The sequence below is a fragment of the Bacillus sp. SD088 genome, assembly GCF_017355205.1.
Classification (GTDB): domain Bacteria; phylum Bacillota; class Bacilli; order Bacillales; family Bacillaceae_C; genus Lederbergia.
Genome location: NZ_JADIJK010000012.1, coordinates 47,842 through 60,070, shown reverse-complemented (window position 1 = coordinate 60,070; position 12,229 = coordinate 47,842). Strand labels below are relative to the sequence as shown.

Sequence of the window (12,229 nt, the reverse complement as noted above, 5' to 3'; positions counted from 1 at the left end):
CTATGCGCTGGTTCTAGATCCAGTACAGAATCATTTTTTCGGACAACCTCTTATTACAAATTGGTTGTCCGAGGCTCTGTAAAATTATTTCAACTGCGCTTCCGCTTGTTTTTGCGCATTACTTAGCACTTCATCGATCGCTTGTCCATTCAAGTAATTTTGCATTTCGGCCACAAGAATATCTTCAATCGCATAAGTATGCATGCCATAATTCACACCAGGTATTTCCTCCATCCACTTTGAAAAATCTGCGACCGTTTCCTGTCCACCAAAAAATTCATTTTTTTCTTTATACGCATCACCTTTTGCAGCAGGTATATAAGTGCCAATCGCTCCAATCTCTGAAACAAGATCTTGATAGAAATCCTCATTGGATCCGAATGTATTGGCAAGTAACTCAGCGGCCTTTTCTTTTCCATCAATATTTAAAACATAGAAAGAACTCCCGCCTAGATTTGAAGCATTCACAGCATTGGCAACATTTAATCTAGGAATTGGAACAACGGCCCATTTTCCAGATTGCTCTTCTTCTGCTGTAATACTTGGTGTAATCCAGTTTCCTTGAGCAACAGTTACCACCTTCTCCTCACTAATCGTAGCTAATAATTGGCTAAAATCTGAATGAATACCTGCAATCTCTTCATCAAGCATTGTTTTATAGATACGAAAAGCGTCAGCCATCGCTTTATTTCCATCAAGATTTGGGGTTGTTCCATCCTCTTTCAAATACCATTCTCCTGCTGTCTGGATCATCATCCTAATCGTCCCTAAATCATTGGGATCAACTGTTAGCATTTGTTTTCCTGTTTTCTCTTTTATTTTCTTGCCCATTTCGATGAATTCATCCCAAGTAATGTTCGTAAAGTCCTCTACTGTATATCCTGATTTCTCAAGCATATCTGTCCTCACATATAATCCTGCTACACCGGTATCGAATGGGAGTCCGTAAATTTTTCCATCTAAACTAGCAGATTCAATTTTATATTTTGCAAAATCTTCTGAGTTGAAGTAGTCTGACAAATCATAGAAGGCATCTGGATACGCTTGCAAAAAGCTTTGTGCACGATAATCCTCAATTAGTACAAGGTTCGGCATCCCCTTCATGGTTCCGGAACTTAAACCTGTGTTCAATTTTGAAACAATATCAGGTTGGCCACTCTCAATAATATCTAAGTTGATCTCTTCTTCGCCGGAATATTTCTCTTCCGCAAGTTTCAGAGCAGTAATATTAAAATTAGGATCCCATGCCCATGCTGTAATCGTATTAGGATCTTTCTTTCCGTCTCCCCCTGACTCTTCTTTAGATCCGGAACTACATGCAGCCAATACTACTAAACTTGCAATAAGAATAAATAAAATTTTCTTCATCTTTTAAACCTCCTATTAATTGAAAGCGATTACCTTCAATTAAAATTCTAGCACGCGCAAAAAAAGACCGTTAGAACGATCTTTAGATAAAGGTTTTACTTTATTTTGGTATTTTGCAAGCGGATTCTATTTAATTGTATTTTTTTTAGATATTTGCATTATTATTGGGTTTTATAACAGGAAGAGTTATTCTAACTCTTGTTCCTTTTCCTAATCTACTGTCCACCTCCAAACCATATTGTTCTCCATATAAAAGTTGAATTCGCTCTTGAACATTGTGAATTCCGATGCCAGAAAAGAAATGGCGTTTTCCCTTTGCTTTTGGAAGGTTAGCCTGAGATTCTATTTCCATTCCATCTCCATTATCAACAATTTCACAACGCAATACTCCCTCATTTTGAGAAATAAGCAATTGAATATATCCCTCTTTCTGATGATTGAAACCATGAAAAAAGGCGTTTTCTATAAAAGGTTGGATCATTAGCTTAGGAATTTCATGCTTTAAACATTCCGGAGAAATAAAATAATGCACTTTTATTCTATTTCCATAACGCATTTGATTAATATATACATAATTTTTCAGATTATTGATTTCTTGATCCACTGTATTTGTTTCACTGATATTCCCGATTGTATTTTGAAGTAACGATATTAAAGCGTGGATGGTTTGAGTTGATTTTTCCCGATCTCCTTGTTGAACCATAAACTTCACGGATGCTAATGTATTATATAAAAAGTGCGGGTTAATTTGCTGTTGCAGGGCCTCCAACTCTGCATTTCTTTGCTTTTTTTGCGTTTCCATCAATTGCTCAACATACTCGTGGAGTTCATCCAACATATAATTAAATGATTTTGCAAGTTGTTTTGTTTCATAACTTCCCGTCTCCGTTACGTAAAAGTCAAAATTGCTTTTACCCATACCGGATATTTGTTTCACCAACCCTGATAATGATTTCGTCATTCTCCGTGAGATAAGAAAGACAATACATACTGCAATAAAAACAATAGTAGCGCTGATAAGGACTATTGTTTTTTTGTCTACTAAATTCTTTTTGATATTTTCGCGATCGATCAAATTAACAAGATACATATCAAAGGTCGGTACATATCGCGAAAACAATAAATAGTCCTTTCCAAATACATTGATTTGTTTAAATTCTAATTCATTATGCTCAATCTCCTTCACTTGTTTCAGTAGATTATCTTCCTCTTGGCCAATCAAATCCCGTTTATTACTTGAGACAATCTTGCCCGTTTGATCCATTAGATACACATCATTTCCATTTCCTGTATACCTTGAATACATCTGTCTAAAATCGTCTTCTCGCAACGATACATACATAACACCATAAATATGATTCTTAGAGCGATCCATCAATGCTTTAGTTGCGACAATCAGAGGTACTGTAGCATCTTCAGGATCTGCTGATGCATATTGATAGAGGATCTGGTTCGGGTTTTTATATGTATTTAATGTGATCGGGTGCTGACATAATGTTTCCGCTGCAATAGGCCAAGGCCACTTCACATAATTGGTGGAAAAGGTGCGCTGATTCTCTCCCATGATCACAATATTCCCTCCATCATGATTCAATAATGAATCATAATAGTTCATCTGTTGTTTAATTCTATAAGTGGCCTTTGCTAAGACAATCGGTTCATTATTGTGATCGGTCAAATAATTTTTGACCGATCCACTTTGTTGAGCTTGATGAATAGCAGAAGCAGTAGAGAAGCTATAACGTTCGAAATTCGCGGTGATTTGTTCCATCACTTTTACATTCGTTATACTAAATTGATTTATAAATAGCTTTTCAGACATTTGAATCATGGCAAAGGTGATACAGATCGACACCGCCACAATACTTGTCACCATCACAAGAAACATTTTAAAAAATAAACTATTCCTTTTAAATTTGCCTATATAATCTCTCATCATTTTATCCATTCCTATACCCGGCCTGAACGCCAGCCTGGATCCGCCCAGAGGACAAAGTGGCAGCGTTACTTTATCGTGCTTTTATCCCGGCGCAACCATCCGTAAGACCCCCACTTCAAGACTAGGAAATTTCAAAGAAGTCTAAGTGGGGGGTAACGGGCGCTAACACCCCGATAAGTCTCGCTAACCATCAGTGAGGATGAAGAAAACCCCTACTGATGGCAGTCTCACTTTATGTCCCTTATCCTAGGGAGATTTTCCGATATTTACTAGGCGACATTCCTGTCATTTTTTTGAATACTTTACAAAAATAACTATGGTCTGAATAGCCTACAAACCCACTGATCTCTGCAATGGAGACATTTTTGTTTTCCAAATAGGCTTTTGCTTTATCTATCCGAATTTGATTAAGATATTCATTAAACCCAATTCCGTGATGCTGACTAAAATAAGTCGATAAATAGGATGGGTTAAAATGAAAATGATCTGCTAAATCGCTTAGACTTATTGGTTCAGTATAATGTTGATCAATATAGCTGAGTAATTGTGGCATATTGGATTGGTTGTTCTCGTTCATTTGCGAAGCAAGCAAATGGTGAACTTCTTCTAAAAACGAGCTGAAATAGCTTATGGCGTGTTCAACGTCGTGCGCTTCATTAAGCAACGCAAAATATTGATATTGATCTTGTTGCATTTTGTTGATATCAAACTTTAAACCTTCCAAAACAATCGTAATGTTAAAAATAATATTGCCTAAAGTCGCTTTAAAATCATTTTCAGTCATAGTATATTTCCCAGAAATGTATTGGGTATATTGATTTAGTTCTGCGAAAGCCTTTTGGAAGTCAAAGCGCTTAAATAGATCTATGACATGATTTAATTCAAACCTGCTGTCCTCTGTAACCGCTGGCAATTCAGTTAACATAAAAAAGCTTTGATTTGGAAAATAAAATTGATAGTTTCTTAAGCGTTTGAGGTCGTCTTGATAATGCTGCTTCAATTCACTTATTTCTGCAAATGGTTCTCCTAGTATCCACACGAGGGACTGGCCTGATCTTTCTCCCTTTTTTGCTGTCTCCTTAATCTTTCTTGCAAGAGCTGAAAATTCCCCCATATCGGTATTCACGACATACGAGAAATGGCGATCCTCTAACAAAATCGGATAATAAAGTAAACCATCTAATAAATGAGACAATTGCTCTGTGATATGCTTTTTCTTTTTCTGGGCATCTATCTCTAATTTAAGATCAATTCCCACTAAGCAAAAATGGCTTTTCGGAAATGACTCATACTCTAATTGTTTCCGATTGATCGGTTCATGGCCAGCCATCAAATGCTGAATCCATTCTTCCATTGTTATAATTGATTGTTTAGACAAGCTCAAAGCAAAATTGGGCAATCGACGCAATGCCTGTTTAAGCGCTCTTAGTAATTCCGTACCTTCCAAATTTGGTTTCAGAATGTAATCAGCCACACCATTTTGAAAGGTCGAACGCACATAATCAAAGTCACTAAAGCTACTTAAGATTATTACTTCAATCTCTGGATAGTCTGCTTTCACCTTTTTGGTCAATTCGATCCCGTCCATTATCGGCATCACAATATCCGTAATAACAATCTGGGGATTTTCCTTTTTAATAATTGCGAGAGCCTCCTCACCATTGGAAGCCTCTCCAATCATTGTAAATCCTTCCTCCTCCCAATTCACATAATGCTTAATCCCTTGCCTAATTAACACTTCATCATCAACAATCAGTACCTTACATCGTTCTTGCTCAACCATTTTCTATCCTCTTCCTTGTCTCCCATATTAATTGTAAAGGTATCCAACATTATATCACTTTTTGTCGAATTCTTTATCGCTACCGCTCTATCATTGTTGAGGAAACCGTCTGAAAACACTTTATCAGTTGATGTTTCTCTAACACAAGTAAAATACTGGCTAACCAAAGCAAAACCCCTCTTTACATATGCCTTGGATCATCAACCAAAGCATATGAAAGGGGGAATCAAATTTTCATCTTGCTATCCTCTATAACCAGTCCGTATGGAAGGTCCCTTCCTTATCCACTCGTTCATACGTATGAGCACCAAAATAATCTCGCTGCGCTTGGATAAGATTAGCGCCACTTTCGGAAGAACGATAGCCATCGTAGAAGGATAAGGCGGCACTGAAACATGGTAAAGACAAGCCATTTTCAAAGCCTTTGATGACAACCTTCCTTAAGGAAAATTCAAATTGATTCGCTTTTTCCATAAAGAATGGTGTTAACAATAGGTTAGTGACCTCTTGATTTTCCTTATATGCGTCACTAATGTCATTGAGGAAGTCAGCTCTAATAATGCAGCCGCCACGGAAAATTAAGGCGATCTCTCCTAGATCCAGTGCCCAGTCTTTTTGCACGGAAGCCGATTTATATTGGTAAAACCCTTGGGCATAAGCACAGATTTTCCCCATATATAAAGCCTCTTTGACAAATTGAATCCACGCTTCCTTGTCACTTTCACCTGCTACAAACTCAGGGCCTGTTAAATGCTGCTCCGCATAGGTTCTTTCTTCTTTTAAAGAAGACAAGTATCGAGCGAATACAGATTCCGTCAGAATTGAGGAGGGTACACCCAAATCTAATGCATCCTGGCTTGTCCATTTTCCCGTTCCTTTTTGACCAGCTTTATCTAAAATTACATCAACCATTGGCTTACCTGTCTCTTCATCTATTTTTGTCAAAAGCTCAGAAGTAATGTCCATTAGATAGCTTTTTAACTCAGCTTCATCCCATGACTGGAATACTGTGGCAATCTCCTGAACGGTTAATCCAAGCTTTTTACGTAAAAATAGATATGCTTCGGTAATCAATTGCATGTCCGCATACTCAATCCCATTATGCACCATCTTCACATAATGACCGGATCCCGCAGGACCAATATAAGTACAGCATGGTTTCCCATCGACTTTTGCCGCGATTTTTTCTAGGATTGGGGCTACTTGTTGATAGGCAACTGGATTTCCACTCGGCATAAGCGCAGGGCCATGTAAAGCTCCCTCTGCTCCACCAGATACCCCGACACTAATAAAATGAATGCCTTGTTTCTCTAACTGCTGATATCTTCGGTTAGAATCATGGAAATCAGAGTTTCCCCCATCCATAATAATGTCACCTTGATCTAACAAAGGCACAAGTGATTGAATGACTGAATCTACAATCGGACCAGCTGTCACCATTATAAATATTTTACGTGGCTTCTCTAATGAATCAACAAAGTTTTCTAATTCAAAATGTGGCATCACATCTGGATGGGAGTATCCATCCACAAAAGCTTCTGTTAAATCCGGCATATAGTTAAATATGGAGACACGCTCCCCGTGATGAAGCATATTTTTAGCTAAATTCGCTCCCATTACACCTAATCCATAAACGCCAATTGTATTTTTCACTGTTCGATCCTTCCTTTACATGTGCATATTCAAAGTAGTTTTGTACGTCCTCTCTAAACAAACAAATTTATCACCAAGACACCGACTAAGCCGACTACTGAAATAATCGATTCTAGCGATGTCCAAGTTGCAAATGTTTCCTTTAAATTTAACCCAAAGAATTCTTTAAACATCCAAAACCCTGCGTCATTAACATGAGAAGCGATCAAACTACCAGCACCAGTCGCCAACACCATTAAAGCAGGGTCCACCCCTGTTCCTTGCATTAATGGAATCACAAGACCAGCCCGGAATAGAAATAATCGCCCCATAAATTAAAACCATACCAATATTCGCTTCATATTGTTGTGCAATAACTGTTGGTCCTGGATGAGGTGGAATGTTTAATTTTGATAGACAGGGATATTCCAACGCAAATGATACCTCAATGTTTCTTTTCCCGTCTTTTTATCTAACAATATAAACTCATCACCCGCTTGAATCACATAATAGCTTTTTAATACTCGAAGCCCAGGAATCTTTTGTTCTGCATTCACAGCACCAATATTTTCTTCAAACAAAATATGGTGTTCGTTCATGTCATAGAGCAATATCATTCGATTTGCACTTTCTCGCTTTGTTTCTTGATATGTCACCATCGCTGTTTTGTTCTGCAGATTCACATCTAACACATGAACTCCTAGATTTGCGAATGATTGAATGGCAGGCTCTGCCAAGAGATCGCTCATAAAATCCTTGATCTCTTGATACTCTCTCTTCTCTACATACGAATCAAAGTAAGTTGGCAAATCAGAATCCAAGGAAAAACGTACAGAAAGGAGATTTTCTGCTTCACTATCTTCGTTTAAATTTTTTCCGTCAAACTGGTAGTACTTTCCATCAATCCCTGCTAAATAAAGTTTATTTTGCCAGACCATTAGATTGTATGCACCCTGATCAAGAATATCTATTAAGCCTTTATGCTTCTGTGTAAATTCTTTCTTAGATAGCTCTTCTTTCCCCGTTTGAATGTTTAAAAGAGATAATTTTCCTACTTCTCCATCCCGATGATGAATAAGAAGTCCTCCCATAAAAGGTCCAATGATTGTCTCCTTACCTGAAGACGAGTTCGTCCATTGCTTTTCACCCGATTTTAAATCAATTGCGATAATCTGGTAATGAGAAATGAGCTGAGTAATACCGTTAGATGTTCCATTATTTTCAGTCCCTCTAACCATTTGGATAGCAATGTTTTGCGAATCATCTGTATAAACTGGTGATATAGCATTAATCGGAAAGCTTCTACCAGCGAGTCCGAATACAATCATCACAAAACTACTGAAAAAAGCATACGAAATAAAGGCAATTACAAATGCCCCAACACGTCGATATTTAAACATAATAAATAATAATAGTAGAATTCCTACACCTATCACGATCGCTAAAGTAATATCGTGACGAAGCCATCCGTTAAAGCGCCACGAATAAAAGAATCGTTGAAAAAAACTTTCCAATCCCATTCCTCCCGCTATTTTCTTACAATCAAAGCTTCCTCTTTACTGGGTGACAGCTTGATACAATTCGATTGGAATAAATAGGCCCACTTTTCCATATTCGGGAGGCTCCATTGTCGCAAAGATCACCCCTACTACTTCTCCTTTCTCATTCAGGACTGGACTCCCACTGTTTCCTCGATAAACCGGAGCTTTGATCATCACGACTTCCTCTTCCCAATCTGGTAATTTGGCCGAATCGATAATCTTGCCTTCATTGACAATCCCATGGAAACGAAGCGGGTTCCCAATGAACGTAACTGGCTCCTCTTGGTACCATCTTGCTTGTTCAGCTACTTTTAAATATGGCAATGATGCGGCCTCCACCTTTAATAAAGCAAGATCAATTTCTGGGTAAATGTCTGTGACCTTCGCTTGGAATATACCATTTTCCGGAAAAGCAACTGTCACTTCCCCGTTCCCTTCAATTACATGATAATTGGTCAAAATCTCCCCATCACTCGAGATGGAAAATCCTGTTCCTTTGCTTTCTTCCGTTGTAACAGTGACAACTGATTTTTTATACATCTGAATCTGTTCATCTTGTGATAATCTTGCCGATATGCGCAAAAATTCTAAAGCTGGGATGGAATATGTTTGAAAGACGAACGAAAATGTACTTAATAGAAAAACAACGACAATGAGTGTCAATATCCATTTATGTATACGCCGAGTTGGCGGGGGATGTTTGTGTTCTTGCTCTTCTTCTAAAAGAACCTCGCGCTGGGCCTCGCGGATCAGTTCAGCCATTTCCTCTTCATCAATGTCTTCTATTAAATGGCGATCCGGACCGTCAACCTTTTTTTCTTCCTCCTCCATCTAGTTTCACATCCTCATTTTATTGATCCATCATTCATTTGTAGTCTTCTACTATCAACGAAACCCCTCTACAATTTCATTCGGTAGAGGGGCTTCCTAAGGTTGAATGGATCACTTGTACAAAGTATCTTCTAACGAACCATCTACACGGTAAATAAAGAGAATGCCATCATGATCCGTGACATAAGGTTTTGCTTTTTCTAGTAAGTCTTCCTTATTACTTTCTTTAAAAATGGCTTGTTTCTTCCCTGCCTGTAGCAGTTTCCAAGAATCGTCCTCATTTTTCACCTTATAATGAACCCGATCTTTGCCATCATCTTCATAATATTCACGTGCTTGTGTCAAGCCAATTGAAATCGCTCGTCCTTCTTCATAATTTTCTCGCAAAAGAGCATTGCCAATTTCAATCGCTTTATTACGGACCTTGGCAGTTTCATTTTTAAAAGCTGCTGGATAATCATTTTTTGTCCACGGCATATGAATTCCTCCTTAAAGTTTTTCATATCCCAATTGGACTTTTTCAAACCTCCTATTTTCTTAAATTCTATACATCTTTCGTGGCCGCACTCTTTATTTTTATACGCTGTTCGTAAACATTGTAAATCACTACTTTAGCGACAGCATAGACTGGGATGGCAACAATGATCCCAAGAAAGCCAGCAATATTTCCTGCTGCCAAAATAATCGTAATTACAGTTAGTGGATGAATATCAAGTGTTTTTCCCATCACATTTGGTGTAATAAAGTTACTATCCGTTTGTTGTGCCACTAAGGTAACAATCGCTACACCGATCACTAACTTTGGATCCTGTAAATATGCAATGATCAGAGCTGGCGTTACAGCGATCCATGGACCAACGAAAGGGATCAGATTCATGAACAAGGCAAAAATGGCAAGCAGCAAAGCATATTGCACGCCTAAAATCATATAGCCTATCCAGATCAAAGCGGCTAAAATTGTACTAATCAAAAGTTGCCCTTGTATATACGAACGCAACACCTTATCAATGTCACCCATCGTCTTTTTAATCCATACTCGCCTTTCCCCAGAAAAGAAATTATAAATAATCGGCGCGAATTTCTCATGATCTTTTAACATGAAGATATAGAAAAATGGAACTAATACCAGCAAGAACATCGCCTGGAAGAACGATTGTAAAAATTGGACAATCCATATTCCAAATTTCATTGCAACAGATTGAAGGGAATTTGCTGCACTATTGATTGATTCCTGCAAGTTTTCAGGCAAATTATCCTTTTCCTGTAAAAGCTTGTCTTTTATGTCATCTAGTTCTTTTGTAATTATAGGAGCATTATCAACTAATGCATTGACTTGCTTTGTGATCGGCGGGCCAATGATTGCTACGAAAAGCCAAATAAGTAAAACAAGACCAACCAAAATAATGATGATACTGCCCCAACGTGGAACTTTCCGCTTTTCCAAAAATCGTTGAACAGGTTCTGTCATGTAATACAATACGCCGCCCAGTAATAGGGGCAGGATAATCGCTTTAACAATAATCACCACAGGTGAAAAGATAAAGCTGATTTCCATGAAATATTTAATGATCAGAATCGCTAATAATATACCGACCCCCACTTGAAACCATAGCTTCTTTGTCAAGTCCTCACTTCCTCATGCGAAAATAATACTCTAAGTATACGTTTAATTACGGACCATGTCGAAGAAAAGTTTCAAACTAATAATGGATTACACTGGATAGCGAGGAATCACGATGTCGTTTTTACTTACAAACCGTTCCCTAGAAAACGAGCTGTTTTTTCCTTTTCCATCCTCCTGTTCAAAAGAGACCAATCTTGACCCTTCGGTAAAGAAAAAAGGACAATTCGTCACTGTTCTTTTTTTCATAGTTACCACATATTTTTTATTAATGTATCCTTTTATCATAAGGAGTGACACCATGAATCTACAACATGATGAGATGACTTTTAAGGAAATAAGATTATATTTGCTGGGGATTATTGTCATCATTAGTCTATTCCTTCTGTCAATTATTTTTGGCGATTTCACCACGGCCCTACGGCTTTTACAATATCGTTTGACCATGCTGGTTGTTGGGACTGTCTACTTTGTCGGCGTATATCTGTACTATACGCGCATTTCGAAAATTTCTGCTGCCGTGATGCAAGATCGAATGAATGATGTCATTGTTATTTTATTAAATGGCAAGGAGTACAGGAGATAAGATTTGACTTTGGAGGTTCTCTTATTTGAATACAGTCTCCCCGATTCGTTATAATTAACATGATTATAGTAAATGAAGGGTGTGTTCAAATTGTATCGAAAAGTGGAAGATTTTATCGAAGACTGGTCCGCTTCAGCGGAAGGCACATTAGCAGTAATGAAGGCCATGACGAACGATAAGCTAGACCAAGCGATTATAGAAGGTCATAATTCTCTTGGGTGGCTAGCTGGGCACCTAGTTGGTGCAGCAGGGGCGTTCGGCCATTTTGCTGGCCTTCAAATTGAAGCTCCATCATCTGATCAACCAACACCCAAAGATGTTGCTGAAATAGTGGAAGCTTATGAAAAAGTGATGCAATCGTATAAAAATGAGGGACCGAAATTAACTGATGAGTCCTTATTAGAGGAAGTAACTGGCTTTGGTGGTCCTGTACCGCGCGGCAAATTATTACGCTCTCTTATTGATCATCAAACCCATCATCGCGGTCAAATGACCGTATTGCTTCGCCAAGCTGGATTAACCGTCCCAGGTATAATGGGACCAACAAAAGAAATGCAATAAGGAACTGGATGAAGAACAAAAGCGCAAGCGCCCGTTTAGCGACGTACAAACTTTTTAGGGTTCTGACGAGATAAAGGAAACACCATGAGCTTGGAAAGCGAATGGATGTTGACTTATCGTAGGAAGAAACCGAAAGTTTGCTAGTCGCTGGGCGCTGGAGCTAGACAACAAAACTCAAAGTTATAACTTATCCACAAGCTGCAATTTTATAATTTCCTAAACGACAAGAAAAGCGCAAGGCGCCCGCCTATCGGCGACAAGCAAATGTTCTGAGACAAAGAAAGGCGTTCTTTGCCTTTCATTGTCTCAGGTTATTTGACCTCGAGCCGATGGCGCCTGGAACTGGATCAAGCACTAACCAAAATTT

Annotated in this window: 11 protein-coding genes and 1 pseudogene; 2 read left to right on the top strand and 10 right to left on the bottom strand. The window is 38.3% G+C overall.

Annotated elements, in window-relative coordinates:
- Nucleotides 1-84: 84 nt before the first annotated feature.
- The 10 genes and pseudogenes from IPU53_RS12040 to IPU53_RS12000 form a co-directional block, all read right to left on the bottom strand.
- Nucleotides 85-1,368, bottom strand: coding sequence for an ABC transporter substrate-binding protein (locus IPU53_RS12040; RefSeq protein WP_207450993.1), 1,284 nt, complete (start codon nucleotides 1,366-1,368; stop codon nucleotides 85-87).
- Nucleotides 1,369-1,513: 145 nt separating this feature from the next.
- Complete coding sequence (locus IPU53_RS12035) at nucleotides 1,514-3,307, bottom strand: cache domain-containing sensor histidine kinase (protein WP_242698247.1); 1,794 nt, start codon at nucleotides 3,305-3,307, stop codon at nucleotides 1,514-1,516.
- Nucleotides 3,308-3,548: 241 nt separating this feature from the next.
- Nucleotides 3,549-5,090, bottom strand: coding sequence for a response regulator transcription factor (locus IPU53_RS12030; RefSeq protein WP_207450991.1), 1,542 nt, complete (start codon nucleotides 5,088-5,090; stop codon nucleotides 3,549-3,551).
- A gap of 249 nt (nucleotides 5,091-5,339) precedes the next feature.
- Entirely contained in the window at nucleotides 5,340-6,743 is a 1,404-nt protein-coding gene (gnd, locus tag IPU53_RS12025; protein WP_207450990.1) for a decarboxylating NADP(+)-dependent phosphogluconate dehydrogenase, read from the bottom strand.
- Nucleotides 6,744-6,796: 53 nt separating this feature from the next.
- A pseudogene (locus IPU53_RS12020) lies at nucleotides 6,797-7,039 on the bottom strand (GntT/GntP/DsdX family permease); the annotation flags it as partial.
- Nucleotides 6,954-7,154, bottom strand: a complete 201-nt coding sequence (locus IPU53_RS25630) for a GntT/GntP/DsdX family permease (protein ID WP_396019945.1) — start codon at nucleotides 7,152-7,154, stop codon at nucleotides 6,954-6,956. The pseudogene IPU53_RS12020 and the gene IPU53_RS25630, both read right to left, overlap by 86 nt.
- On the bottom strand, nucleotides 7,127-8,236 hold the full coding sequence (locus tag IPU53_RS12015) for a PA2928 family protein (protein ID WP_242698246.1): 1,110 nt from the start codon (nucleotides 8,234-8,236) through the stop codon (nucleotides 7,127-7,129). Before IPU53_RS12015 ends, IPU53_RS25630 begins: the two co-directional genes overlap by 28 nt.
- 42 nt (nucleotides 8,237-8,278) lie before the next feature.
- Nucleotides 8,279-9,094, bottom strand: coding sequence for a S1C family serine protease (locus tag IPU53_RS12010; protein WP_207450987.1), 816 nt, complete (start codon nucleotides 9,092-9,094; stop codon nucleotides 8,279-8,281).
- Between the two features lie 111 nt (nucleotides 9,095-9,205).
- On the bottom strand, nucleotides 9,206-9,571 hold the full coding sequence (locus tag IPU53_RS12005) for a hypothetical protein (RefSeq protein ID WP_207450986.1): 366 nt from the start codon (nucleotides 9,569-9,571) through the stop codon (nucleotides 9,206-9,208).
- A 67-nt stretch (nucleotides 9,572-9,638) separates the two neighbouring features.
- Nucleotides 9,639-10,718, bottom strand: coding sequence for an AI-2E family transporter (locus tag IPU53_RS12000; RefSeq protein WP_207450985.1), 1,080 nt, complete (start codon nucleotides 10,716-10,718; stop codon nucleotides 9,639-9,641).
- Between the two features lie 298 nt (nucleotides 10,719-11,016).
- On the opposite strand from IPU53_RS12000, the gene IPU53_RS11995 reads away from it, so the two are divergent.
- Together IPU53_RS11995 and IPU53_RS11990 are read left to right on the top strand one after the other, a co-directional pair.
- Nucleotides 11,017-11,301: a hypothetical protein gene (locus tag IPU53_RS11995; RefSeq protein WP_207450983.1), complete on the top strand. Its 285-nt coding sequence runs from the start codon at nucleotides 11,017-11,019 to the stop codon at nucleotides 11,299-11,301.
- A gap of 90 nt (nucleotides 11,302-11,391) precedes the next feature.
- A complete protein-coding gene (locus IPU53_RS11990) occupies nucleotides 11,392-11,862 on the top strand; it encodes a DinB family protein (protein WP_207450982.1) in 471 nt (156 codons plus the stop codon).
- The last annotated feature ends 367 nt before the right edge of the window (nucleotides 11,863-12,229 follow it).